A 24,815-nucleotide genomic window follows, 5' to 3' on the forward strand; every position below is an offset into this window, starting at 1 on the left:
GCGGCTGTACTGGATTGTAGCTGGGGTCGTTCCGCGCCGGATGCTTCCATACAGGTGCAGCCGGGCATCGTCCGGCACCTTCAGGAGTACAGGCGTGGAACGGTCGGCGAGTGGTTGGATCAATGGCTTCATCGGTGTGGTGATCTTCGCCGGCTCATTGCCGGCCACCCGCCTGGCGGTGCTGCAGCTGGATGCCGGGTTCGTCACCGCTGCACGCGCCACCATCGCCGCGGTGCTCGGTCTGGGGCTGCTGCTTCTGCTGCGCCAGCCATGGCCGCGGCGCGGCGACCTGCCGGGGCTGGTGGTGGTCAGCCTCGGCGTTGTGGTCGGCTTCCCGCTGCTGACCGCGCTCGCGCTGCGTCACGCGTCGTCGGCGCACACCATCGTGTTCCTTGGCCTGCTGCCGTTGAGTACAGCGGTGTTCGGCGTGCTGCGCGGTGGCGATCGGCCGCGCCCGGCGTTCTGGCTGTTCTCGTTGCTGGGCAGTGCCTGCGTGGTCGGCTATGCCGCGCGCAACGGAATCGAAGCCTCGTTGCAGGCCGACCTGCTGATGCTGGCGGCGATCGTGGTGTGCGGGCTGGGCTACGCGGAAGGTGGTCGGCTCGCCCGTCATCTGGGCGGCTGGCAGGTGATCAGCTGGGCACTGCTGCTGGCGTTGCCGGTGATGCTGCCGCTGACGGTGCTGATGCGCCCGGCCTCGTTCACTGCGGTCGGTGCCTCGGCGTGGTGGGCACTGGGCTACGTGGCAGTGTTCAGCATGCTGATCGGCTTCCTGTTCTGGTACCGCGGGCTGGCCCAGGGCGGCATTGCTGCCGTCGGCCAGCTGCAGCTGCTGCAGCCGTTCTTCGGCCTGGCCCTGGCCGCGCTGCTGCTGCACGAATCGGTCAGCCTCAGCATGGTGCTGGTGACTCTGGTCGCGGTGATCTGCGTCGCCGGCGCGCGCCGCTTCAGCCGCTAGGAAAAAGGGGACGGAGGGGATTAAGTCGTTTCAGGCACAGCAGGACCAATTACGACTTAATCCCCTCCGTCCCCTTTTCCGGGGTGCTGCGGAAAAGGTGCGCAACGGCGTAGTCGATGAACACCCGCAAGCGTGCACTGGGATGGCGCCCGCCGGGCCACAGCAGCGAGAACTGCCCCTGATGCGTGGGCAGTGTGGGCAGCACCTGTTGCAGGCGGCCATCGGCCAGCGCGTCAGCGGCGAGGAAGTCAGGCATCCAGGCCAGGCCCATGCATCCGATCGCAGCGGCCAGCACGGCTTCCATGTTGTTGCAGGTCATCGCCGTGGGAAGGCGCGCCCCGGCGTCACCTTCGATGCCGGGCAGCTGCCACGGATGCAGCTTTCCGGTGGTGGGGTAACGGAAGCGCAGCGCGGTATGCATGCGCAGGTCGCCCACATCGCCGGGCGTTCCATGCATCTGCAGATAGCCCGGCGCCGCACAGAGGATGAAACGAAAACCCCCCAGCCGCCGTGCGGTCAGGCTGGAATCGGCCAGTTCGCCACTGCGTATCACTGCATCCAGGCCTTCGCTGACCACATCGACGATGCGGTCGTTGAAGTCCAGTTCCAGCTGCACCTGCGGATAGCGTTGCTGGAAGCCGGGCAGCACCGGCAGCAGGAAGCGGTAGCCGATGGTAGGCAGGCCGATGCGCAGCAGTCCGCTGGGGGCGTGCTGTCGCTGCGCCAGGTCCGCCTGCGCTTCGGAAAGCTCATCCAGCGCACGCCGGCAGCGTTGCAGCAGCAGTTCGCCTTCGTCGGTGAGATGCACGCGGCGGGTGGTGCGCTGGAACAGGCGCGTGCCGAGTTCCTGTTCAAGCCGGGCGATGCGCTTGCCGACGGCCGAGGCTGACAGGCCGAGTACGCGGGCGGCACCGACAATGCTGCCGGCCTCCGCGGTGCGGACGAAGGCGAGCAGGGCGGAGATGGAGTCCATGCTTGGATGATTGCGGAACATCTGGCCGCAATCAACATCCACCAAGCCTGTTTTTCTGGAATAGCGGCCTGTCCATCATCAATGCCCCTGATGGATGGAGGCCCGCATGGCCCCGGATTCGATGCTCCCTGTACCTGTCCGCGCGCAGCAGCGCTGGGCGCTGCTTGCGGTCTGCCTGGCCGCGCTGGCGTTGCCGTTGTCCTTCTCTGCCGGTGCAGTCGCGGTGCCGGCGCTGGCCCGTTCCGCGGCGGCATCGCCCACCGCGCTGGCCTGGGTGACCAACGCCTTCATGCTCACCTTCGGCAGTCTGTTGCTCGCTGCGGGCGGCTTGGCCGATCGATATGGCCGTCGGCGGCTGTTCCTGCTGGGCACGGCGGGCTTCACCACCGCCACCGCCGCCGTCTGCCTTGCTCGCACGCTGCTATGGCTGGATCTGGCGCGCGGGTTGCAGGGCGTTGCCGCGGCGGCGGCGCTGGCATCCGGCACGGCGCTGCTGGCACAGGCCTGGCAGGGGCCGGCGCGTGCCCGTGTCTTCGCCCTGCTGGGCACCACGTTCGGCATGGGGCTGGCGCTGGGGCCCCTGCTCGCGGGCCTGCTGCTGCAGACATTGGGATGGCGCAGCGTGTTCGCCGCGGGCGGTGTGCTCACGTTGGTGGCCTTCGGCCTGGGGGCACGCGCGTTGCCTGAAAGTCATGGCGAGCGCCGACCGCTGGATATCGGCGGCATGCTGAGTTTCAGCCTGACGCTGGCGGCGTTGACCCTGGCGCTGCTGTGGCTGGGCGAGTTCGGCCTGCATGCCGCGCGCGTGCGGCTGGCGCTGCTGGTGACGCTGCTGTTGGGCGGGGTGTTCGTCTTCATCGAACGGCGGCACCCCTCACCGTTGCTGGACCTCTCACTGTTCTCGCAACCGGCGTTCCTCGGTGTCCAGCTGCTGCCGGTGGCGACCTGCTTCGGCTACGTGGTGCTGCTGGTCGCGTTACCTCTGCAACTGCTGGGCGTGCATGGCCAGAGCGCGACGCTGGTGGGATTGCAGATGCTGGCGCTGTCCGCGCCGATGCTGGTCCTGCCGATGCTGGCCGCGCGTTGGGCGGACCGCGTAGGAAGTGCGCGGTTGTGCACGCTGGGTCTGCTGGTGTGCGCCGCCGGCCTGTACCTGTTGTCGCGGCAGGCGTCGCACCCGTCGCCCGCGCAGTGGGTGCCGCTGCTGATGCTGGTCGGCGCAGGCACGGCTTTGCCGTGGGGGCTGATGGATGGACTGTCGGTGAGCGTGGTACCGGTGCAACGTGCCGGCATGGCCGCAGGCATATTCGGAACCGTGCGGGTGGCCGGCGAAGGCATCGCGTTGGCCGCAGTCACTGCCTTGCTTGCGCTGCTGATCGGCCATCAGCTGCAGGGCGCGTCGCCGGCATCGCTGGTGCGTGCCGGTGCCTATCTGACCACGGGGGCGCGGGAACAGGCGCAGGCACTGCTACCGACGATGAGCCGCATGCAGCTGCAGCACGCCAGTAGTGAGGCGCTGGCGACACTGCTGCGTGTACTGGCGCTGCTGACCGCCGCCTGTGCCGCCGTGTTGCGCCTGTTGCTGCGGAAACGCACAGGTGCCTTGGTCGGGGACATGGTGTAGCAGGCTCATCGCCGCCTCCGCCGTCATCCCGCTGTCGTGTCCCGCTCACGCCGCCTATGCCCACCCGGGCCTAGTGTTGATCGTCCCCGTCCCCCACGGAGACCCGCCATGTGGCTGCTCGACCATCTCTGGCCCAGCCGTCGACCCCTTCCTCCCCCGGTCGAGGACGCGCCACAGGCACCGTCACGCCGGCCCTGGCTGAAACGCCCGGCGCGGGCCGGGCGCAGCGGCATGGCGCCCTGGCAGAAGGTGGCCACGCCACCGCGGCGCACGCGCCACTAGCCGGTGCGGTCTGATGGGTGGTTGACCCCATCGCTGACCGGGATCACCCCCAGCGCGAACGGGTCGATGCCCTCCAGGCAGGCCACGTTGTAGCCGTACTGGTCGGGGTTGGAGCGGCGCCGGTGATGGGTGTAGATGCCGCACACCCCGCAGAAGTAGTGCTCGGCCACATGGGTGTTGAACTGGTACTTCTGCAGGTGATGCTGCCCGCGCACCACCTGCAGGCCCTGGCGGGGGACGCTGGCGGCGATGGCACCCCGGCGCCGGCACATCGAGCAGTCGCAGCGGCGCGGGTCGACGATGCCGTCCGGGAGGTCCAGCAACAGCTCGACCGTGCCGCAGTGGCAGGTGGCGCGGTGCTGGGGTTGGACCGGAACGCCGGCTACGGAAGTGATGCCCATCGTTGCTCCTGTGAGGTGAACCTGGCCGCATGGACCGCCGCAGACGGTGCGCCGCGGTCCCTGAACGGGCCGTAGATGCCACGGTGAACCCGCTTGTGGCTAACTATGCGGCTTCGGGACCGCGACAGGATGCCAGTGAGAGCCGCAGGACGTTGGATGACGGGAAGTGCCATGGCGCTGGCAGCGTTGTGGGTGACCGGGCTGCTGGCCTATCAGATGCCGGGGCCGGGCTGGCTGGCCAATGGCATTGCGGTGCTGTGGCTGCTGGTTGCGCTGTGGGCGTCGTGGCAGGTCGCGCGTGGCCGTGGCCATCGTCGCCTGGGCATGGCGTTCGGCGCGTCGCTGGCGCTGGCCGGCCTGTGGTGGCTGCTGCTCACCCCGCGCCAGGACCGCGTCTGGGCCGATGACGTGGCCCAGCGCCTGCACGTGGTGTCCTTCGACGGGCGCCACGTGGTGCTCGACAACGTGCGTGATTTCACCTGGCGCAGCGAGACCGACTACGACGCGCACTGGGTGCGCCGCGCGTACGACCTGGACCAACTCCGCTCGGCCGATCTGGTGCTGTCGTACTGGATGGGCCCGGCGATCGCCCACACCCTGATCTCGTTCGGTTTCGAGGATGGGCGCCACGTGGTGTTCTCGCTGGAGATCCGCAAGGAACGCGGCGAATCGTTCTCGGCGCTGGGCGGCTTCTTCCGCAAATTCGAGATGACCCTGGTGGCCGCGGAGGAGACCGACATCATCCGCACCCGCACCAACGCGCGTGGCGAGGATGTCTACCTGTACCGCCTGCACGGCATGGACCAGGCGCAACTGAAGCAACTGTTCGCCGCGTACATCGCGCAGGCGCGCGAACTGGATGCGAAGCCGGGCTTCTACAACACGCTCACCAGCAACTGCACCACCATCGTCTTCGATCTGGCCCGCCACATCGCGCCGCGCCTGCCGCTGGACTACCGCCTGCTGCTGTCCGGCTACCTGGCCGAATACGCACAGGAGGTCGGCGCGCTCACGCCGGGCGTGCCTTATGCCGAACTGCATGACAAGGGCCGCATCACCCAGCGTGCGCTGGACCTGGGCAGCGGCGACCACTTCTCCACCGTGATCCGCCAGGGCGTGCCTGGCACCGAGCAGGACCCGCAGTAATGACCCGACTCTTCCTGATCCGCTGGCAGCGCGCGCTGCCGGTGTTGTTCGCCGCCTTCCTGCTGCTGGGCAGCAGCGGCTGCGCGATGGTGACTGTCAAGCAGGTGAAGTCCAGCGATTCGCTGGTGAACAAGCGCGCCGATGTGCTCAACACCGGCAAGCTCAGCCCGGCCGCGCGCGAGACGCTCAGCGCGGCGGGCCTGGATGAGTCGCAGTGCGAGAAGGACTTCCTGGTCTGCCGCAGCACGTTGTTGATGACCGATGACCTCAACGTCGAGCAGCGGCTGTCGGCGTTGTCCGAACTGTGGGTGAAGGCCGCGCTGGCGCTGACGCCGAAGAAGACCGCCGCCGGCGATCCGCCGATGAGCGACGCGGCGCTGGATGCCTGGCTGGAAGCCGCGCGCTATGCCTATGCCTACCTGTTCTACAGCGGCCGCTCGCCGTCCGACCGCGCCTTCGAGGACCGGCAGACGCAGGTGCGCGACTACTACAACTACGCCGCCGAGAAGGCGGCGGTGGTGCTGTTCGTGCGCGCGCGTGCAGCGGCACTGGCCGGCGAGGACTATACGAAGCCGATCTCGGTCGGCAGCTGGTCGCTGGCCTCCAACTACCAGCAGTTGAACCTGAAGAGCATTCCGGCGCAGCTGGTGCCGGCCGGCACGGTCAGCTTCGTCGGCCTGCGCAGCACCTATCGCCGCGATGGCTTCGGTGCCGAGCTGGTGATGGTGATGGACCCGCCCAAGCTGGTCGCGCCGGTGATCGCGGGCGATGGGCCGAAGGCGGAAACAGCGGCGGATGATGCCGACGACGAGCGCCGTGGCCGCCGCCATCGGCATGACGATTCGGTGCCGGAATTCAGCGAGATGTCCTCGATCAACGTCACCGCGCTGCTGCGTTTCGAAGGCAGCAGCCTGGAAGACGTGATGCGCACGCGCCGGGTTGAACTGGACGCCTATTCGCCGGAGGCCACTGAACGCATCACCCTGCACGGCGAACAGGTGCCGCTGGCCGGCAATTTCACCGCTGCCTACGGCCTGTGGCTGGCGCAGAGTGGCTTCGCCCGGCAGTCACTGCGCACCCTGTTCGGCATGAGTGAGGGCATCGGCGAACCGCACATCTACCTGATGCAGCCCTGGGACCCGAACCGCCGCATCATCTTCATGCTGCACGGCCTGGCCAGCAGCCCGGAAGCCTGGGTGAACCTGGCCAACGAGATCATGGGCGACCCCGAGCTGCGCCAGCAGTTCCAGGTGTGGCAGGTCTACTACCCGACCAATGCACCGATCGCGCTGAACCGCTACGAGATCGCCAACGCGTTCAATGACACGCTCAAGCACTTCGACCCCAACGGCAGCACACGCGCATCGAAGGACATGGTCTATATCGGCCACAGCATGGGCGGCGTGCTCGCGCGGCTGTTGGTGAGCGACTCGGGTGATGTGCTGTGGGATGACCTGCTGGCCAACTATGACCTGAAGGGCGAGCGGCTGAAGCGCGTGCAGGCCAAGCTGGGGCCACTGCTGCATTTCAAGGCGCAGCCGAACGTGGAACGCGCGATCTTCATCGCCGCGCCGCACCAGGGCACGGATATCGCAGGCAACAAGGTCGGGCGGCTGATCGGGCGCCTGGTACGCCTGCCGCTGACCATTCTCGGCAAGTTCGAGGACGTGTTCATGGCGCTGGCACAGGCCGAGCAGCAGGTCGACGGCACCGCCAAGCCGAAGATTCCCAACAGCATCGACAACCTCAAGGCCAGCGATCCGTTCGTGAAGGCCGCCGCACAGCTGCCGATCGAAGCGGGCCTGAAGTACCACTCGATCATCGCCCAGCGCAAGCCGGAGCTGCCGGTGGAGAAGTCCGATGACGGGCTGGTGCCGTACTGGAGCGCGCATCTGCCGGGCGCGCTGTCGGAGAAGGTGATCATTTCCGGCCACAGCGTGCAGGAGACCCCGCAGGCCGTGCTGGAAGTGCGCCGCATCCTGCATCGGGATATCGATGATGTGGGAGCCGGTACACGGTAATGCCGGCCTCTGGCCGTCGCCATCATCGGATTCCCGCGTGCGCGGAGGTTGCCGGCCAGCGGCCGGCACTACCGGAATCCGGCGGCGCTACACCCGCCGCGCGATCACTGCGGCCAGCACCGCCAGACCGAAGGTGATGGCCAGGCACAGCAGGTAGCCGGTGTGCGGCGCGCTTTCCACGAACATGGCGAACAACGCGCCGGACACGGCCAGCGCGGTGGTCACCGACAACGCCTCGCTCAGCTGTAGCGCCGAGGTATTGGCACCCTGCTCATGCGGTGCTGACAGCGACAGGGTCAGCACCGACAGGCTGGCGTAGATCATGCCCATGCCGAAGCCGGTCACGGCCCAGCCGACCAGCGCGACCGGCAGCGGCATCGGGTTGAACAGCACCGACAGCGTTGCGGCGATGCCGAACGTCATCATCACCGTGCCAACGCGCAGCAGCTGCTGGCGTGACCAGCCACGCTGCTGGTGGCCCTGCAGCCATGAACCGGCGAACCAGCCCAGCGCACCGAGGCTGAGCACGGCGCCTGCCCAGCTGGGCGAGAGCCCGCGTTCGCGCTGCAGCAGCAGGGGCAGATAGGCCTCGCAGGCGAAGAACGCCGCTGCAGCAATGCCGCGCAACGCGATCACGCTGGGCAGGCCGCGGCGCAGGATCAGGGTTCCGGCCGGCAGCAGCCGATGCACGCAGAACAGCAGCGCCAGCATCGCCACGCCGATGCAGAGCAGGGCGGCCATGCCCTGTTGCTGGCCGCCGACGTAGAGCAGTAGTGCGGCCAGTGAGGCGCCAGAGGCCCAGCGCACCACGTTGCTGCGTTCGCCATCGTTGCAGACCGCAACGGGAGGTTGCATGCGCGCCAGTGCCGGGCGCAGCAGCAGTGCGGCCGGTATCGCCAGCAGTGGCACTGCCAGGAATACCCAGCGCCAGCCCAGGTGCTGCACCATCAGGCCACTCAACGCCGGGCCGACCATCGAGGGCACCACCCAGCCTGCGGAGAACGCCGCGAACACCTTCGGTCGCAGGTGCTCGGGGTAGCTGCGGCCGACCATCACGTAGAGCGAGACCGAAATCGCGCCCGCGCCCAGGCCCTGCATCAGGCGCCCGGCCACCAGCATGCCCATGCGCGTCGCAAAGCCGGCCAGCAGCAGGCCCAGCACGAAGCAGCCCAGGCCGTACCAGAGTGGCCGCGCGGGGCCGTGGCGATCGGCCCAGCGCCCGGCCAGGGTCATGCCGATCACACTGGTGGCCAGGGTGCCGCCAAAGGCCAGCGCGTACAGGCGCAGTCCATCGAGTGCTTCGGCCACGGTGGGCATCGCGGCCGCGACGGCCAGTGCTTCGAAGGCGTGCAGCGCGACCAGTGCGACCATGCCGATGGTCGTGGCGCGGTAGCGCGCGGACAGGATCGAGCTGTCAGCCGGCAGGTGGGTGTCGGCGGGAGAGAGGGTCGGGGTCATACGGGTCAGGTGCAGGCCGCGCTTGTCAACGGGCGGCGAAGATAGCAGCATGCCACCTCAACTGTAGTTGAGGTCAAGCAATGGCATCCCAGGAACTCAGCGTTGGCGAGGTCTCCCAGCGCAGTGGCGTGGCCGTTTCCGCACTGCATTTCTACGAGCGCAAGGGGCTGATCAGCAGCCTGCGCACCTCGGGCAACCAACGTCGTTACAGCCGGGACGTGCTGCGCCGGTTGGCGGTGATCCGCGTGGCGCAGCGGGTGGGCATGCCGCTGGAAGCAGTCGGCCGTGCCTTCGAAAGCCTGCCTGACGGACGCGCACCGACCAAAGCGGATTGGGCCAGGCTGTCCGCGCGCTGGCGCACCGAGCTGGAAGAGCGCATCCACATGCTGCAGCTGCTGCGCGACGAACTGACCGGCTGCATCGGTTGTGGCTGCCTGTCGCTGCAGCACTGCCGCCTGGCCAATCCCGGCGACGTCCTCGGCGAACGCGGCGACGGCCCGATGCGCTGGGAGTGAGCGACAAAAAGGGGACGGAGGGGATTATGTCGTTTGTGCACTTGCGACTTAATCCCCTCCGTCCCCTTTTTCTTACCAGACCGTGATCGTCTCGCCGCTCTGGATGCCTTCCACCGCGCGCTGGAAGGCCAGTGCCGCGCGCTGTGCGCTTACCGCCTCGAAGCCCGGGAAGTAGGGGCCGTAGGCGGCCATCGATTCGATCAGTACGTTCGGGCTGACCACGTTGATGCGCAGGCCGCGCGGCAGCAGCTCCAGTGCGGCTGCGCGCACGAAGCCTTCCAGTGCGGCATTCACCGAGGTGGCGTTGACGCCGTCGCGGATCGGTTGTGCGCTGACGATGCCGCTGGTCAGGGTGATCGAGCCGCCGCTGTTGAGATGATGCTGCGCGGCCAGTGCCAGCCTCACCTGGCCCAGCAGTTTGTCCTGCAGGCCGAGGTTGAACTGCGCCGGCGTCATCTGCTGCAGCGGGCCGAAGTGCAGCTTGCCGGCGGTGGAAATCACCGCATCGACCGGGCCGGTACGTGCGAACAGTTCGGCGACGCTGGCGTCATCGGTCAGGTCCACGCGCAGTTCGCCGCTGCTGCGGCCGGCGGCGAGAATCTGATGCTGTTGGCCGAGCTGGCGGGCGACTGCCTGGCCGAGGGTGCCGCTGGCACCAACGAGGAGGATCTTCATGGCCGTTCCTTGCGTAAGGGAGTGAGCGCAGTCTGCGCCCTCACAATGGGGTTAGGTAAGCGGCGTATGATTCGCAGATTCCTAACTAAGGATTAGTAATGGATACCCTTCGATGCATGCAGGCCTTCGTTGCCGTGGCCGAGCGTGGCAGCTTCGCCGGCGCCGCCGAACAGCTGCAGGTCTCGGCGGTGATGGTGGGCAAGTACATCCAGCAGCTGGAGGCGCATCTGGGTGCCGCGCTGCTGCAACGGAACACCCGCCGCCAGCGCCTGACCGAAGCCGGCAGCGCCTATCTGGCCGGCTGCCGGCAAGTGCTGGAGCAGGTGCAGCAGGCCGAGGCCGATGTGGCCGGTCTGCAGGTACAGCCGCGTGGCCTGCTGCGGGTCAGTGCGCCGACCACCTGGGGCAGCTGCGTGCTGGCGCCGCAGCTGGCCGGCCTGCTGCGCGCGCAGCCGCAGTTGAACATCGAACTGGATCTGAGCAACCGCCGTGTGGACCTGATCGAGGACGGCTTCGACGTGGCGATCCGGGTCGGGCCGTTGCCATCACAGGAGGTGGTGGCGCGGCCGCTGCCGCCGTATGCGATGAGCCTGTGCGCGGCGCCGTCTTACCTGCGCAGGCGCGGCACGCCACGCACGCCGGCGGACCTGCAGGGGCATGATTGCCTGAGCCATCTTGCCTGGCGTGGTGGCCATGGCTGGCAGTTGGCCAACGGTGAACAGGTGGATTGGGAGGCGCGGCTGACCTGCAACGACGGGTTCGCGCTGCGCGAAGCCGCCGTGGCCGGGGCCGGGTTGGTGTTGCAGCCCACCGCGCTGTTGGCGGGGGAGATCGCAGCAGGGCGCCTGAAGCCGCTGCTGCGCGACTACCTGCCCGAACCGCGACCGATGCATCTGATCTACCTGCCGGATCGACGGCCGCGCCCGCGGCTGCAGTGCTTCGTGGATTTCGTCATGGCCACATTTGGGCAATGAGCATCCACGCCATGCGTGGATGATGGTAGGTGCCGACCGTTGGTCGGCACACATCGGGATCAATCATTCGCCGCAGACAATTCCTGCCCGCGCACCTGCGCAGCACGCAGCGCGTTGTCCACCAGCACTTCGAAACCACCGGCCTGGAAGCTCTCGATCGCGGCCTGGGTGGTGCCGTTCGGCGAGGTCACACGGCGGCGAAGCTCGGCCGGGCTTTCGCCGGCTTCATCGAGCATGCGCGAAGCGCCCAGCAGGGTCTGCACCACCAGCGTGCGCGCGGCGTCGGCCGGCAGGCCCTGGGCAATGCCCGCCGCTTCCATCGCTTCGGCCAGCAGGAACACGTAGGCCGGCCCGCTGCCGGACACGGCAGTGACCGAATCCATCAGCGCCTCGCGCTCGATCCACACGGTACGGCCGGCACTGGCCAATACCTGTTCGGCCTGCGAGCGCTGCTGTGCATCCACCGACGGCGTGGCATACAGGCCGGTCACGCCGGCGCCGAGCAGGGCCGGCGTGTTGGGCATTGCACGCACCACCGGCAGATTGCTACCCAGCCAGCGTTCCAGCTGCGCGCTGGTGATGCCGGCGGCGATCGACACCACCAGTGGCCGGCTTGCCTGGGCCAGTGCCTGCAGCGACTGGCAGACCTCGCGCAGCACCTGTGGCTTCACCGCCAGCAGCCAGGTGCGGCCCTGTGCGGCGGCATCGGCGGCATTGTCGTGCACCTGCACGCCGAAATCGGTGGCCAGCGACTCGCGCAGTGCTGCAACCGGTTCGGCCACGTGGATGTGTGCGGCGGGCACGCCCTGGCGGATCAGGCCGGCGATCAGGCTGCGCGCCATGTTGCCGCCGCCGATGAAGGTAATGGAATCAGCTGTCATGAAACTCTCCTTGCAAGATCAGGCCGGGCGAGGACGCGCGCCGAACAGGGCGGTGCCGATGCGCACCAAAGTGGCGCCCTCGGCGATGGCGTCGGCGTAGTCGCTGCTCATGCCCATCGACAGCGTGTCGACCTGCGCGTGCTGGGCGGCCAGCGACTGGAAAAGTGTGCGCATGCGCACGAACGCATCCCGACGGCGTTCCGCCTCGGGCCATGGCGCGGGAATCGCCATCATGCCACGCAGGCGCAGGGTGGGCTCGGCGGCAATCGAAGCGGCCAGCACCTCGACATCCTCCGGCGCACAGCCGTGCTTGCTGGATTCATCGTCGATGTTGACCTGGATCAGCACATTCAGCGGACCACGCGCTGCCGGGCGATGGCGCGCCAGCGCCGTCACCAGCTTGGGCCGGTCCACGCTCTGCACCCAATCGAAGTGGGTGGCCACGGCCTCGGCCTTGTTCGACTGCAGGTGGCCGATCAGGTGCCACTCCAGCGCCAGGTGCTGCAGCGCCTGCATCTTGGCCAGCGCTTCCTGCACATAGTTCTCGCCGAAGGCCTGCTGGCCCTGCGCGGCCAGCGCGGCCACGGCCTCGGCCGGTTGGGTCTTGGAAACGGCCAGCAGGCGCGGATCGGGCCGGCCGGCCGCCTCGGCGGCGGCATGCAGGTTGCTCAGGATCTGGGGCAGGGGAGTGGCCACGTAACGCGTTCCGTTGAATCAGGAGGCTATACTGCCGCCCGGGGAAAGATCCTTCCAGTCGAAGCCGTTATTGGGGAGTAGCCGCTCATGGATATCGCCGAACTGCTGGCGTTTTCCGTAAAGAACAAAGCGTCCGACCTGCACCTGTCCGCAGGCCTGCCGCCGATGATCCGCGTGGACGGCGACGTTCGCCGGATCAACATCCCGGCCCTGGACCACAAGCAGGTCCATGCGCTGGTGTACGACATCATGTCCGACAAGCAGCGCCGCGATTACGAGGAATTCCTCGAAGTGGACTTCTCCTTCGAGATCCCGTCGCTGGCGCGCTTCCGTGTGAACGCGTTCAACCAGAACCGTGGCGCCGGTGCGGTGTTCCGTACCATTCCGTCCGAGGTGCTCACCCTCGAGGACCTGGCCTGCCCGCCGCTGTTCCGCGAGGTGATCCAGCAACCGCAGGGCCTGATCCTGGTGACCGGTCCCACCGGTTCGGGCAAGTCGACCACGCTGGCGGCGATGATCGACTACATCAACAAGAACGAATACGGCCACATCCTCACCGTCGAGGATCCGATCGAATTCGTGCACACCTCGCAGAAGTGCCTGATCAACCAGCGCGAAGTGCACCGCGATACGCATGGCTTCAACGAAGCGCTGCGCTCGGCACTGCGTGAGGACCCGGACATCATCCTGGTGGGCGAACTTCGCGACCTGGAAACCATCCGCCTGGCACTGACCGCCGCGGAAACCGGCCACCTGGTGTTCGGAACCCTGCACACCAGCTCGGCGGCCAAGACCATCGACCGCATCATCGACGTGTTCCCGGCCGGCGAAAAGCCGATGGTGCGTTCGATGCTGTCCGAGTCGCTGCGTGCGGTGATCTCGCAGGCGCTGCTGAAGAAGGTTGGCGGCGGTCGTACCGCAGCGTGGGAAATCATGGTCGGCACCCCGGCCATCCGCAACCTGATCCGCGAAGACAAGGTGGCGCAGATGTACTCGGCCATCCAGACCGGCCAGCAGTACGGCATGATGACCCTGGACCAGCACCTGCAGGACCTGGTCAAGCGCAGCCTGATCACCCGCAACCAGGCCCGCGAGTACGCCAAGGACAAGCGCCTGTTCGAGTAAGGCGGGACAACCACGGGCGGCGTGCACCAGTGCGGCGCCGTCCCCGTGCCGTTTCCTCCACCGACCGTTTCCTGGTAAATGCCCTCTTGGGAGCCCGCCGTGAACAGCACCGCGACCACCATCGATTTCACTTCGTTCCTCAAGCTGATGGCGCACCAGCGCGCCTCGGACCTGTTCATCACGGCCGGCATGCCGCCGGCGATGAAGGTCAACGGCAAGATCTCGCCGATCACCCAGACCCCGCTCACGCCGCAGCAGAGCCGCGACCTGGTCCTCAACGTGATGACCCCGGCGCAGCGCGAGGAATTCGAGAAGACGCACGAATGCAACTTCGCCATCGGCCTGTCCGGCGTCGGCCGCTTCCGCGTCAGCTGCTTCTACCAGCGCAACCAGGTCGGCATGGTGCTGCGTCGCATCGAGACGCGCATTCCGACCGTGGAAGAACTGAGCCTGCCGCCGATCATCAAGACGCTGGCGATGACCAAGCGCGGCATCATCCTGTTCGTCGGCGCCACCGGTACCGGTAAATCGACCTCGCTGGCAGCGATGATCGGTTACCGCAACCAGAACTCGACCGGCCACATCATCACCATCGAAGACCCGATCGAGTTCGTGCACAAGCACGAGGGCTGCATCATCACCCAGCGCGAGGTCGGCATCGATACCGACAGCTGGGAAGCCGCGCTGAAGAACACCCTGCGCCAGGCGCCGGACGTGATCATGATCGGCGAGGTGCGTACCCGCGAAGGCATGGATCACGCCATCGCGTTCGCCGAAACCGGCCACCTGGTGCTGTGCACCCTGCATGCGAACAACGCCAACCAGGCGATGGACCGCATCGTCAACTTCTTCCCGGAAGACCGCCGCAACCAGCTGCTGATGGACCTGTCGCTGAATCTCAAGGGCGTGGTCGCGCAACAGCTGGTGCCATCGCCCGATGGCCGCTCGCGCAAGGTGGCGATGGAGATCCTGCTGGGCACGCCGCTGGTGCAGGACTACATCCGCGACGGCGAGATCCACAAGCTGAAGGAAGTGATGAAGGACTCGGTCCAGCTTGGCATGAAGACCTTCGACCAGAGCCTGTTCGAGCTGTACCAGGCCGGCGAGATCAGCTACGAGGACGCGCTGCGCTACGCCGATTCGCAGAACGAGGTGCGCCTGCGCATCAAGCTCAGCCAGGGCGGCGACGCACGTACCCTGTCGCAGGGGCTGGACGGCGTGGAGATCTCGGAGATCCGTTGACCTGGCCGGTATCGGTCGTGGCTGGATTGATGAATTCCGGTCATGACCGACTGCGGCCGGGCTGGCTCAATCCAGCGCCACGACAGGCGTATCGTCATCACTCCCCCTCTGGAGCACGACGATGCAGACACGCGAACTGGGCCGCAGTGGCCTGAAGGTTTCCGCCCTCGGCCTGGGCTGCATGGGCCTGACCCATGCCTACGGTCAGCCGGTGGAGCAGGGCCAGGGCATCGCCCTGCTGCAGGCCGCCGTCGAGCGCGGCGTGACCTTCTTCGACACCGCCGAGGTGTATGGTCCGTACACCAACGAAGACCTGCTCGGCCGCGCGCTGGCGCCCTACCGCGACAGGCTGGTGATTGCCACCAAGTTCGGATTCAAGGGCGCGCGCACCGATGACGGCCTGGACAGCCGTCCCGAGAATATCCGTGCCGTTGCCGAAGCCAGCCTCAAGCGCCTGCGCACCGACCATATCGACCTGTTCTACCAGCACCGCGTCGACCCGAACGTGCCGATCGAGGATGTGGCTGGCACCGTGCGCGACCTGATCGCCGAAGGCAAGGTCGGCCACTTCGGGCTGTCCGAGGCGAGCGCTGCCACCGTGCGTCGCGCGCATGCGGTGCAGCCGGTTGCCGCCGTGCAGAGTGAGTACTCGCTGTGGTGGCGCGAACCGGAGCGCGAACTGCTGCCGACGCTGCAGGAACTGGGCATCGGCTTCGTGCCATTCAGCCCGCTTGGCCGCGGCTTCCTCACCGGCACGATCAACGCCGACACTACCTTCGATGCCAACGATTTCCGCAACAGCGTTCCGCGTTTCGAAGTGGAGGCGCGCCGCGCCAACCAGGCGCTGGTGGATCGCATCAGTACGATTGCCGCAGCACGGGGCGCGACGCCGGCGCAGGTGGCGCTGGCCTGGCTGCTGGCACAGGCGCCGTGGATCGTGCCGATCCCAGGCACCACCAAGATCCATCGCCTGGAAGAAAACCTGGGCGCGGCCGACCTGCAGCTGGCACCGGAGGAGCTGCAACGCATCGCACAGGCGCTGGACGAAGTGTCGATCGTCGGCGAGCGCTACAACGCGCAGCGCGCCGCCCAGGCCAAGGGCTGATCACCAGCTGGGTGCGGACCGTTGGTGGGTGCGCACCGTTGGTCCGCACGCCTTGCCCCTCACCCCAGCGGCCCGCGCAGCGCATCAAGCACCGTGCGCATCGCCACGGTGACGTGGCGGCGCGACGGGTAGTACGCGTAGTAGCCATCGAAGTGCGGGCACCAGTCGTCCAGCACCGACTGCAGGCGGCCATCGTCCAGCATCGGCTGCACCTGGTCTTCCGGCAGCCAGGCCAGTCCGCTGCCGGCCAGCGCAGCGGCGCGGGTCATGCCCATGGTGTTGAACGTCCATTGCCCGCCAACGCGCACACTCAGTTCGTTGCCATCCTGGCCGAAATCCCACGGCATCAGTCCCCCATGCGTAGGCAGGCGCAGGGTCACGCAGTTGTGCTTGGCCAGGTCGTCCGGATGCTGCGGCACCACGTGCTGGCGGAAGTAGCTGGGTGCACCGACCACGCGCATGCGCAGCGGCGGGCTGATCGGCACCGCGACCATGTCGCGCGCCAGGCGCTCGCCGAGGCGGATGCCGATGTCGTAGCGCTCGGCGACGATGTCGGCCAGGCCGTAGTCGGTGGTCAGTTCCACCTTCAGGTCCGGATAACGCTGCAACAACGGCGCCAGCCGCGGCCAGGCGATGTACTCGGCGGCATGGCCGGTGGCGTTGATGCGGATGGTGCCGGCCGGGCGTTCGCGGTACTCGGCCAGCGCGGCCAGCCCGTCCTCGATCTCGGCCAGGCGTGGGCCCAGGGTGTCGAGCAGGCGGGCACCGGCTTCGGTGGTCGATACGCTGCGGGTGGTACGGGTCAGCAGGCGCACGCCCAGGCGCTGTTCCAGGCCGCGCATGGCATGGCTGAGCGCGGACTGGGACACGCCCAGCTGGGCGGCGGCCCGGGTGAAGCTGCCCTCGCGGGCAACGTGGACGAAGGCCTGCAGGTCGTTGAGGTTTTCGCGGGGCATGCTGGAATGATACGGCCGGGCTGCGCCCGGCACCTGCCGAAGCAACGTCAACGGCCACGTCAACTTCAAAAACTGGCTATCCGTGAGATGGCGGGGTGGGCCCGGTTGAGGGGGACGCCGTAAACCCATCCATGGGGGCTTGGTCGCGGCATCCATGCCGCTCACACCCCCTCAACCGGACCCACCCCGCCTTCGACAGTTGGCTGCGGCCTGTCGGGCGAGGCGGGGTCGGACGTTTGGGTGTGTCGATTTCTGCGTCTGTGGTTCGTCGAATGAATGACTTCAACGGGAGCTGCACATGAGCACTGACACCAAGCCGAAAGGCCCGGCCTCGTATTTCCCCTCCATCGAGAAGACCTACGGGCAGCCGGTGGCGCACTGGTTCGGGTTGCTGGCCGGGAAGAAGGGCCTGAAACACATGGAACTGGTCAGCTTCCTGAAGAGTGAACATGGCTTGGGCCATGGCCATGCCAACGCACTGGTGGCTCACCATCTCGCCGGCAAGGGCTGAGCAGCGCCGAGCCCGGGGCAGTGCGAGGCGCATTCAGCTGAACGATTTCATCTGCAACTGTCATGCAGATCGTGTTTAATACCGCTCCCCACCTGCTGTTCCCCCACCGCATGTCCCTTCCTTCCCATGGCCCCGCGCCGTGCGACGACGCTGACGGCCACCTGGTCACCGCCGGTCCGCTGACCCCGCCGCCCGACAGTGCTGGCACCACCGCCGACGAAAAAGCGCTGCGTCACTCGATCGCCGAGGACGTGCAGGGCATGGTGCTGGCCACGATGGTGGCCTCGCTGGGCCTGGCCATCTTCGCCAAGGGCGGGCTGATGATCGGCGGCATGGCGGGCATGGCCTTCCTGCTGCACTACGCGATGGGCTGGAACTTCGGCCTGGTGTTCGTGCTGGTCAACCTGCCGTTCTATTGGGTGGCGCTGCGGCGCATGGGCTGGGAATTCACCCTGAAGACCTTCGCTGCGGTCACCGCCTGTGGCGTGCTGACCGACCTGCTGCCGCGCTGGATCGACTTCTCGCACATCAACCCGCTGTATTCGGCGATCGTCGGTGGTGCCTTGTCCGGCCTCGGCATCCTGTTCTTCATCCGACACCGCGCCAGCCTTGGCGGCATCGGCATCCTGGCGGTGTACCTGCAGCGCACCCGAGGCTGGAGCGCCGGCAAGGTGCAGATGTCCTACGACGCCTGCCTGATGGTGGCCGCGTTCTTCGTGCTGTCGCCATCGAAGGTGCTGTACTCGGCCATCGGCGCGGTGGTGCTCAGCCTGGTGCTGATGTTCAACCACCGCCCCGGCCGTTACATGGGCGTGTGACCGTTCAACGGGGTTGCCGGCCAGCGGCCGGCACTACCGGCATCCACGCGCGGAGATCCCTCAGCGGACGGCGGCCTGCAACCACGGCGGCGACAGCGTCAGCAGCCGCGCATGCACCGGGCAATCCTCGGCGTGCGCGCCGGGCAGGTAGCCCAGGCTCATCAGGAACTCGCCGGTGATCTCGCCACCGGTGAAGCGGAAGGTCTTCTTGAACAGCTTCACCCAGTCGGCCTTGCTGCGCGGGTGATGCGCATCCAGCCACGCCGCGAAGCTGCCATGACTGGCCCGCAGCTGCTGGATCACCTGCGCGTTGTGGATGGCGGCCAGTACCTTCAGCCGGTTGCGGATGATGCCCGCGTCCGATAGCAGGCGCTCGATGTCCTGCTCGGCATAGGCCGCCACGCGGTCGACATCGAAGCCGTCATAGGCCGCGCGGAAGCCCTCGCGCTTTTTCAGGATCGTTTCCCAGCTCAGCCCGGCCTGGTTGATTTCCAGCACCAGCCGCTCGAACAGCTCGCGCTCGTCACGCTGCGGGTAGCCGTATTCATTGGCGTGGTAGTAGTCGTGCACCGGATGGCCCGGGGCGATGAGGCAGTAGCCGCTCATGGGGAAGACTCGCTGGATTCGGGTTCGGGATCGATGGCCACTGCGGGGCGCCCACCAATGGACAGCATCGGCCAGCGCGGCGGTTCGAGAGTGAGTTTGCCATCACGCAGCGCCTGGTTGATCGCCTCGGCCTGGCCGCTGGCGGTGCCGAACAGCGAACCGGCCCGGCGCCAGTGGGTATCCCTGCCACGTGCGTACAGCACGCAGTCCGGCCCACGGATGGTGTACAGCTCGCACAGCAGCACTTCGCCGGTACCATCGCCGTCGAGGTCGCGATGCACGATCAGGCAGTCGCGCTCGCTCTGGGCGCAGGATTCGCCATCGATCGCGCGCGTGGCCAGTGCCTGCCACCAGTCGTCCGGTGGCGAGCTGGATCCCTTGGCCAGCTTCAACGCGCGCTGCAGGGCGACGACGTCCTGCGGCCCCTTGTCGAGGCGCTGGCCGTCATCCCAGCGCGAGGTACGTGCCAGCGCGGCAGCGATCACCTGTGGCGCGTTGGCATCGGCGGTGATGGCTGGATCACGCTGCAGCTCGCGCAGCGCCCGCACGCCGCGGTGGCCAAGATCGAAGCGCAGCACGTTGACGTCACTGCTGGTGATCGCGGGCGGGTCGGCACGCAGGCGCGCCAGCTGGCTGGACAGGGTCAGCCGCACCGGGTCCAGCAGCGGCGAGTTGCCCAGCAATGCCAGTGCCAGCACCGCCCAGCACATCCAGCGGTTGACCGGCTCCAGCATCTGCAACCAGCGGCGCTGCCGGCGCAGCACCGCCAGCGCGTAGCCCACGGCATAGCCGGCCACGGCCACTGCGACGAGTACCGCCCAGAACCGGTCCACGGTCCAGCCGTACTGCACCACGCGCAGCCCCAGTGCGTACAGCGCCAGTGCGGCGTAGACCGGCAGCGCCAGCAGGCTGGCTTCAACCAGACGGCGCAGCACGACGGGGTAGGGCGCGGTGTCGTCCCCCTGCTGGTAGACCGCATTGGTGAACGTCACCAGCAACAGCGACAGCACCAGCAGCAGGCTGGCGGCCGAGCGGGTCTTCCACAGCGGTTCCAGCCCGGTAAGCGGCAGGCTCAGCACGAACAATACGGCGATGAACGAGAGCAGCGGCAGCAGTCCGCGGCAGATCGCGAACAGCACCTGGCGGGTGATCTGGATCGCGCGGTGCTGGGTGCGCCCGATCAGCACGCCGAACCCGGCCAGGCTGCCGGTAGCCAGCGCAATGAAGGCATCCTGGCGGAACAGGTCGCGGAAGACGGTGACCTCCAGCAGCTGGAACAGCGCCGCCCACAGCCACAGCAGCAGCCAGGTGAGCCCGGTGAACAGTGCCGCCAGGGCGAGGGTCAAACCGTTCTGCCAGGCGCGCTCGAACAGCTCGGGGTAGCTGGCGCGCCAGTGCCCGTGCTGCAGCTGGAACTGCCACCAGGGCAGCACCACGAACACCGCCACGGCCATGCCCAGGGTCAGTGGAAACTGCAGCGCGCTCGACTCCAGCGCGGTCTCGCCAGTGAGGTTCCAGCCGATCCAGGCGGCCAGCGCCAGCACCACCGCCGAGCCGAGCACGGCCTGCAGCCACAGGCGGCGCTGGCCCAGCTCGACCAGGCTCAGCGCCACCGCGCTGGGAATGGCCAGCACCCAGGCGTACCAGCAGTAGCGCCAGCCGATATCGCGGAACGGCCACGCATCGGACAGTTCCTGCGCGGCATACAGCATCAGACCCTGCAGCAGGGCAATCAGGACGATGGCGCTGCGTGCCGGCAGGGTCAGGGGCGATGAAGACTGCATCGATGACCTTCCATGGCAAAGCACCATCCTAGCCCATCGCGGTTCGCCGCCATTGCGCGACCATCCCGCCCCCAGCAGGTAGAATGGGACCATGCCTGTAACGCCGACCTCCCTCGCCGATCACCTCCTCGTCGCGCTGCCGTCGCTGCTCGACGCGACCTTTGCCCGCAGCGTCGCGCTGATCTGCCAGCACGACGAGAACGGGGCGATGGGCGTGCTGGTCAACCAGCCTTCCGAGTACACGCTGGGTGAAGTGCTTGCCCAGATGGACATCACCACCGGTGACGGCGACCTGCAGGCGCGCATGGTGCTCAACGGCGGCCCGGTGCATCCCGAGCGCGGCTTCGTCATCCATGACGACGCGCGGGCGTGGGATTCCAGCCTGATCGTGGGTGACGGCCTGTACCTGACCACTTCGCGTGACATCCTTGAAGCGATGGCGCGTGGCGAAGGCCCGGCCAATGCCGTGGTCACCCTCGGCTGTGCCGGTTGGGGCGCAGGGCAGCTGGAAAGCGAGCTGTCCGAGAACAGCTGGCTGACCGTGCCGGCCGATGCCGAGCTGGTGTTCCAGCTGCCGCTGGAGCAGCGCTGGCAGGGTGCGGCCTCGCGCATCGGCGTGGACCTGTTCCGGCTGACCGACTACAGCGGCCATGTCTGAGCCGGCCACGCCCGTACCGGCTCCTGCTGTCCCGGCGATCCGCCGTGACGGCACCGTTCTGGGTTTCGACGTCGGCTCGCGGCGGATCGGCGTGGCCATCGGCAGTGCCTTCGCTGCGCATGCGCGCGCGGTGGCGGTGGTCGATGTGCACGGCAATGGCCCGGACTGGACCGCGATCGAACGCCTGCTCAAGGAATGGAAGCCCGACGGCCTGGTGGTCGGCGACCCGCTGACCCTGGACGGCCAGGACCAACCCAACCGCAAGCGCGCGCAGGGCTTCGCCCGCCAGCTGCGGGAACGTTTCAAGCTGCCGGTGGTGATGATCGACGAGCGTTCCAGCTCGGTCGAGGCCGCCCGCCGCTTCGCCGTCGAGCGCGCCGAAGGGCGCAAGCGCCGCCGTGATGCGGCCGCGCTCGATGCCGTGGCCGCGGCGGTGATCATCGACCGCTGGCTGTCGTCCCCCGACGACGCCACCCCCATTCCCTGACTGCCCGACACCGCCATGACCGCCCAGCAAATCGATGCCTCCGGACGCCTGCGCCACCTGCTGACCCTGGAGGGCCTGCCGCGCGGGACCCTGCTGCAGCTGCTTGACCGGGCAGGTCAGATCCGCGATGCCGCAGTCGGCCGCGTCGGCAACAAGCGCCACGTGCTGGCCGGTTCGGCGGTGTGCACGCTGTTCTTCGAGCCGTCCACGCGCACCCGCAGCTCATTCCAGCTGGCCGCGCAGCGCCTGGGCGCCGATGTGCTCAACTTCGATGCCTCGACCTCGTCCACCCGCAAGGGCGAAACCGCCTGCGATACGCTGCGCAACCTGGAAGCGATGGGCGTGCGCGGCTTCGTGGTGCGCCACCCGGAGGATGGCGCGGTAGCCGCACTGGCAGAAGCGGCGGGCGAGGGCACCGCACTGATCAACGCCGGTGACGGTCGCAGCGCGCACCCGACCCAGGGCCTGCTGGACATGCTGACCCTGCGCCAGGCCAAGGGCCCGGATTTCTCGAAGATGAAAGTGGTGATCGTCGGCGACGTGAAGCACTCGCGCGTGGCCCGCACCGACCTGCATGCGCTGCGCACGCTGGGCGTGGGTGAGATCCGCGTGTGCGGCCCGCAGTCGCTGCTGCCGGACGATGAGACCCTGAAGGGCTGCGTGGTCGGCGATGATTTCGACGCGATGCTGGAAGGCGTCGACGCGCTGATGATGCTGCGCCTGCAGCGCGAGCGCATGGAAGAAGGCCTGGTGCCGTCGCTGGAGCAGTACCACGCCCAGTACGGCCTGACCCGCGAGCGCCTGGCGCGCGCCGGCAAGGATGCCGCGGTGCTGCACCCGGGCCCGATCAACCGCGGCGTGGAAGTGACCGACGACGTGGCCGACGGCCCGCAGTCGTGGGTGCTGCGCCAGGTCGCCAACGGCGTCGCCGTGCGCATGGCCGTGCTGGAAACCCTGCTGGGCTGACCACGCGCTCTGGTAGGTGTCAATCTTGGTTGACACACTTGCCGCGCGGCTTGTCCGCGCACCGCTCTGGTAGATGCCAACCTTGGTTGGCACTATCCATCCGCGCCCAAGTTGTCGAGCGGATCACACGAAGCCCCAAGCTCCCATTCGCACCATGCATGGGGATATTGCCCAAGCCGCGTCGCCAGCCCGGCCCTGATCGGATTTCCCATCAGGTACATCGCATGCCGGTGCAACGATTCGTCAGAGCGGATCGCATGATCGTGATAGCAGGCCTGCCAGAAGCGCCCGACTCGCCCCAGCCACCGGTTTGCCTGCTGGGCTGTGCGCGACTTGAAACGCTTCATGACGGTTTCCAGCGTTCCCGCACGTAGTTCGACCAGCCAGTGGATGTGGTCGGGCATGACCACGTACGCAATCGAGCGGGTGAAGCCTTCCTGATCCAGTCGCTGGAATTCGCGGACTGCCAAGGCGGCCGCTGCGGCGTTGGTGAAGAGCGGCGCGCGGTCATGGACGACGGCGGTGAGGATATAGCTGAGGCCGATGCTGGAGCGACGACCGAGCAGGAGACGTGTGTTCTGCATGGAGCAAGCATGGACGGGCCTGCTTCCAGTGAACATCGGGGAATGGGCTGGTTTCAGGTAGGCGAGTGCCAACCAAGGTTGGCAACTACCAGAGCAGTCAGTGCCAACCAAGGTTGGCAACTACCAGGGCAGACAATGCCAACCAAGGTTGGCAACTACTGAAGCTGCGGTTCAGCGCTTCTGCGCGAACAGCCATGCCCACATCGCCGGGTCGGCATAGGTGGCGTCCCAGGCGTTGTGGTTGCCTTCCGGGTACTCGGTGTAGCGCACGTCGCGTGCAGCGGCGCTCCGGAATGCGGCGTGCAGTCTGCGATCGTCGTCCGGTGGCACTACATCATCCAGCGCACCGTGGAAGATCCAGATCGGCGTGCCTCTCAGGCGCTGGGCGATGGCCGCATACGGATCGGTTTCCTGGGCGACCTGCTCGACGAACAGGGTCGGGCGCACCGCGCGCGGCGCCAGCACCGCGCCGCACACGGGCACGATCGCGGCGAAGCGCCCGGGGTCATCCAGCGCGATGTTCCAGCTCCCATAGCCGCCCATCGACATCCCGGTCAGGTACTGCCGTGAGCGATCGGCACCGAACTCGGCGATGGTGGCGTCCAGGGCGGCCAGCGCAACGCGGTTGTTGCGCCCGCTCCATTCCTGGTGGCCCGGCACCTGGGGGAATACGGCCAATGCGGGGAAGTCGGCCGCGTGCCTGCGCAGGTGCGGCCCCAGCCCCGCATGGGTCTGCTTGACACCGTCGCCGCCACGCTCGCCGGAGCCGTGCAGGAACAGGATGACCGGGAGTCTGGTGGGAGCGGTGGCCTGAACGCCGGCCGGAATGAACACCTGGTAGTAGGCGGTCTCGCCGTCCACCTTCACTGCGCGGCCCTCGAAGCGGCCGCGCGCGCTGTCCGGCAGCGAAGTGCAACCGCTCATCATCAGAAAGGCCAGCAGTGGCAGCCAGCGCGACATCGATCGGACCATGGGATTTCCCGGGGCGGCAGGGTCAGCTGCATCCTAGCCCGCCGCAGGTCAACGCGGCATCGTGCGGCGCGTCACTCCGGTCGCGGGAAACTGGCAATGATGTCCAGCTGCTCCTGCGCTTCGGCATTGCCCTCGGCGGCGGCCGCCTGCACCTGCGCGATGTCCGGATGCAGCACCACCAGCAGCGGGTTCTCGCAGACCGGGCAGGCGTACTCGGTGGCGTCCTCGTCCAGCTCCATCTCCATGGCACGCGAGCTGCCCTTCCATTCGCAGGCCGGGCAGGTGTGCTGCTGGTCGCGCCAGCCGGGCTGGAAATAGTTTTCGATCGTGGTGGCCATGGGTGTCCAGTTGGAAACGGGTCAGAGCCCCGCGCAGCGGAGATCCGACCCTGGGTTTT

Annotated in this window: 25 protein-coding genes and 1 pseudogene; 14 read left to right on the forward strand and 12 right to left on the reverse strand. The window is 67.6% G+C overall.

Annotated features, from left to right (window positions below; genetic code table 11):
• Positions 1-94: 94 nt before the first annotated feature.
• A complete protein-coding gene (locus AC5P7I_RS05280) occupies positions 95-958 on the forward strand; it encodes a DMT family transporter (RefSeq protein ID WP_032958514.1) in 864 nt (287 codons plus the stop codon).
• Between the two features lie 49 nt (positions 959-1,007).
• Here the strand turns inward: AC5P7I_RS05280 and AC5P7I_RS05285 are convergent, their stop codons facing one another.
• Entirely contained in the window at positions 1,008-1,931 is a 924-nt protein-coding gene (locus AC5P7I_RS05285) for a LysR family transcriptional regulator (protein WP_058979452.1), read from the reverse strand.
• A gap of 106 nt (positions 1,932-2,037) precedes the next feature.
• Between AC5P7I_RS05285 and AC5P7I_RS05290 the strand changes: the two genes are divergently transcribed.
• The gene (locus tag AC5P7I_RS05290; protein ID WP_262088349.1) at positions 2,038-3,555 is read left to right on the forward strand and encodes an MFS transporter; all 1,518 of its coding nucleotides are present in this window, start codon (positions 2,038-2,040) and stop codon (positions 3,553-3,555) included.
• Positions 3,556-3,833: 278 nt separating this feature from the next.
• On the opposite strand, the gene AC5P7I_RS05295 is transcribed toward AC5P7I_RS05290, so the two are convergent.
• The gene (locus tag AC5P7I_RS05295) at positions 3,834-4,238 is read right to left on the reverse strand and encodes a GFA family protein (RefSeq protein WP_014646209.1); all 405 of its coding nucleotides are present in this window, start codon (positions 4,236-4,238) and stop codon (positions 3,834-3,836) included.
• A 171-nt stretch (positions 4,239-4,409) separates the two neighbouring features.
• Between AC5P7I_RS05295 and AC5P7I_RS05300 the strand changes: the two genes are divergently transcribed.
• Both AC5P7I_RS05300 and AC5P7I_RS05305 read left to right on the forward strand, forming a co-directional pair.
• Positions 4,410-5,384 (forward strand): Lnb N-terminal periplasmic domain-containing protein, encoded by a 975-nt coding sequence (locus AC5P7I_RS05300; protein WP_014646210.1) that lies wholly within the window; start codon positions 4,410-4,412, stop codon positions 5,382-5,384.
• The gene (locus AC5P7I_RS05305) at positions 5,384-7,405 is read left to right on the forward strand and encodes an esterase/lipase family protein (protein WP_014646211.1); all 2,022 of its coding nucleotides are present in this window, start codon (positions 5,384-5,386) and stop codon (positions 7,403-7,405) included. Before AC5P7I_RS05300 ends, AC5P7I_RS05305 begins: the two co-directional genes overlap by 1 nt.
• A gap of 87 nt (positions 7,406-7,492) precedes the next feature.
• Here AC5P7I_RS05305 and AC5P7I_RS05310 read toward each other — a convergent pair whose 3' ends face one another.
• Positions 7,493-8,914: an MFS transporter gene (locus tag AC5P7I_RS05310; RefSeq protein ID WP_014646212.1), complete on the reverse strand. Its 1,422-nt coding sequence runs from the start codon at positions 8,912-8,914 to the stop codon at positions 7,493-7,495.
• A 29-nt stretch (positions 8,915-8,943) separates the two neighbouring features.
• Here AC5P7I_RS05310 and soxR point away from each other — a divergent pair, with 29 nt between their 5' ends.
• Positions 8,944-9,378, forward strand: a complete 435-nt coding sequence (gene soxR / locus AC5P7I_RS05315) for a redox-sensitive transcriptional activator SoxR (protein ID WP_021202603.1) — start codon at positions 8,944-8,946, stop codon at positions 9,376-9,378.
• Between the two features lie 72 nt (positions 9,379-9,450).
• Here soxR and AC5P7I_RS05320 read toward each other — a convergent pair.
• Positions 9,451-10,080: pseudogene (locus AC5P7I_RS05320) on the reverse strand (short chain dehydrogenase); the annotation flags it as partial.
• A 71-nt stretch (positions 10,081-10,151) separates the two neighbouring features.
• Between AC5P7I_RS05320 and AC5P7I_RS05325 the strand changes: the two are divergent.
• A complete protein-coding gene (locus AC5P7I_RS05325) occupies positions 10,152-11,027 on the forward strand; it encodes a LysR family transcriptional regulator (RefSeq protein WP_262088350.1) in 876 nt (291 codons plus the stop codon).
• 59 nt (positions 11,028-11,086) lie between these two features.
• On the opposite strand, the gene proC is transcribed toward AC5P7I_RS05325, so the two are convergent.
• Positions 11,087-11,908 carry a pyrroline-5-carboxylate reductase gene (proC, locus tag AC5P7I_RS05330; protein WP_049440998.1) on the reverse strand — a complete coding sequence of 274 codons (822 nt, stop codon included), beginning with the start codon at positions 11,906-11,908 and terminating at the stop codon, positions 11,087-11,089.
• A gap of 18 nt (positions 11,909-11,926) precedes the next feature.
• Positions 11,927-12,604 carry a YggS family pyridoxal phosphate-dependent enzyme gene (locus AC5P7I_RS05335; RefSeq protein ID WP_262088351.1) on the reverse strand — a complete coding sequence of 226 codons (678 nt, stop codon included), beginning with the start codon at positions 12,602-12,604 and terminating at the stop codon, positions 11,927-11,929.
• Between the two features lie 87 nt (positions 12,605-12,691).
• Here AC5P7I_RS05335 and AC5P7I_RS05340 point away from each other — a divergent pair, with 87 nt between their 5' ends.
• From AC5P7I_RS05340 to AC5P7I_RS05350, 3 genes are all read left to right on the forward strand, one after another.
• A complete protein-coding gene (locus AC5P7I_RS05340) occupies positions 12,692-13,729 on the forward strand; it encodes a type IV pilus twitching motility protein PilT (protein WP_004147099.1) in 1,038 nt (345 codons plus the stop codon).
• A 78-nt stretch (positions 13,730-13,807) separates the two neighbouring features.
• A complete protein-coding gene (locus tag AC5P7I_RS05345) occupies positions 13,808-14,971 on the forward strand; it encodes a PilT/PilU family type 4a pilus ATPase (protein WP_042358565.1) in 1,164 nt (387 codons plus the stop codon).
• A gap of 121 nt (positions 14,972-15,092) precedes the next feature.
• Entirely contained in the window at positions 15,093-16,076 is a 984-nt protein-coding gene (locus AC5P7I_RS05350) for an aldo/keto reductase (protein WP_049405029.1), read from the forward strand.
• 59 nt (positions 16,077-16,135) lie between these two features.
• Here AC5P7I_RS05350 and AC5P7I_RS05355 read toward each other — a convergent pair whose 3' ends face one another.
• Positions 16,136-17,032 (reverse strand): LysR family transcriptional regulator, encoded by an 897-nt coding sequence (locus tag AC5P7I_RS05355; protein WP_014646219.1) that lies wholly within the window; start codon positions 17,030-17,032, stop codon positions 16,136-16,138.
• Positions 17,033-17,330: 298 nt separating this feature from the next.
• On the opposite strand from AC5P7I_RS05355, the gene AC5P7I_RS05360 reads away from it, so the two are divergent.
• Entirely contained in the window at positions 17,331-17,543 is a 213-nt protein-coding gene (locus tag AC5P7I_RS05360) for a DUF4287 domain-containing protein (protein WP_014646220.1), read from the forward strand.
• A gap of 110 nt (positions 17,544-17,653) precedes the next feature.
• On the forward strand, positions 17,654-18,361 hold the full coding sequence (locus AC5P7I_RS05365) for a YitT family protein (RefSeq protein ID WP_014036228.1): 708 nt from the start codon (positions 17,654-17,656) through the stop codon (positions 18,359-18,361).
• 60 nt (positions 18,362-18,421) lie between these two features.
• Here AC5P7I_RS05365 and AC5P7I_RS05370 read toward each other — a convergent pair whose 3' ends face one another.
• On the reverse strand, positions 18,422-18,967 hold the full coding sequence (locus AC5P7I_RS05370; protein ID WP_262088352.1) for a DNA-3-methyladenine glycosylase I: 546 nt from the start codon (positions 18,965-18,967) through the stop codon (positions 18,422-18,424).
• Positions 18,964-20,751 (reverse strand): DUF4153 domain-containing protein, encoded by a 1,788-nt coding sequence (locus AC5P7I_RS05375; RefSeq protein WP_164077237.1) that lies wholly within the window; start codon positions 20,749-20,751, stop codon positions 18,964-18,966. Before AC5P7I_RS05375 ends, AC5P7I_RS05370 begins: the two co-directional genes overlap by 4 nt.
• Positions 20,752-20,842: 91 nt before the next feature.
• Here AC5P7I_RS05375 and AC5P7I_RS05380 point away from each other — a divergent pair, with 91 nt between their 5' ends.
• From AC5P7I_RS05380 to AC5P7I_RS05390, 3 genes are read left to right on the forward strand one after another with little or no spacing between them, the layout of a single operon-like run.
• On the forward strand, positions 20,843-21,409 hold the full coding sequence (locus tag AC5P7I_RS05380) for a YqgE/AlgH family protein (RefSeq protein WP_014646224.1): 567 nt from the start codon (positions 20,843-20,845) through the stop codon (positions 21,407-21,409).
• The gene (ruvX, locus tag AC5P7I_RS05385; protein ID WP_046429259.1) at positions 21,402-21,896 is read left to right on the forward strand and encodes a Holliday junction resolvase RuvX; all 495 of its coding nucleotides are present in this window, start codon (positions 21,402-21,404) and stop codon (positions 21,894-21,896) included. The genes AC5P7I_RS05380 and ruvX overlap by 8 nt, the downstream gene beginning before the upstream one ends.
• Positions 21,897-21,911: 15 nt before the next feature.
• Positions 21,912-22,862, forward strand: coding sequence for an aspartate carbamoyltransferase catalytic subunit (locus AC5P7I_RS05390; protein WP_014646226.1), 951 nt, complete (start codon positions 21,912-21,914; stop codon positions 22,860-22,862).
• Positions 22,863-22,954: 92 nt separating this feature from the next.
• On the opposite strand, the gene AC5P7I_RS05395 is transcribed toward AC5P7I_RS05390, so the two are convergent.
• The 3 genes from AC5P7I_RS05395 to AC5P7I_RS05405 form a co-directional block, all read right to left on the reverse strand.
• The gene (locus tag AC5P7I_RS05395) at positions 22,955-23,446 is read right to left on the reverse strand and encodes an REP-associated tyrosine transposase (RefSeq protein WP_164077236.1); all 492 of its coding nucleotides are present in this window, start codon (positions 23,444-23,446) and stop codon (positions 22,955-22,957) included.
• A gap of 171 nt (positions 23,447-23,617) precedes the next feature.
• A complete protein-coding gene (locus AC5P7I_RS05400) occupies positions 23,618-24,418 on the reverse strand; it encodes a carboxylesterase family protein (RefSeq protein WP_080469254.1) in 801 nt (266 codons plus the stop codon).
• 71 nt (positions 24,419-24,489) lie between these two features.
• Positions 24,490-24,756, reverse strand: coding sequence for a hypothetical protein (locus tag AC5P7I_RS05405; protein WP_032958486.1), 267 nt, complete (start codon positions 24,754-24,756; stop codon positions 24,490-24,492).
• Positions 24,757-24,815 lie beyond the last annotated feature (59 nt).

The sequence above is a fragment of the Stenotrophomonas sp. YJH_SMC_138 genome (genome assembly GCF_059369855.1).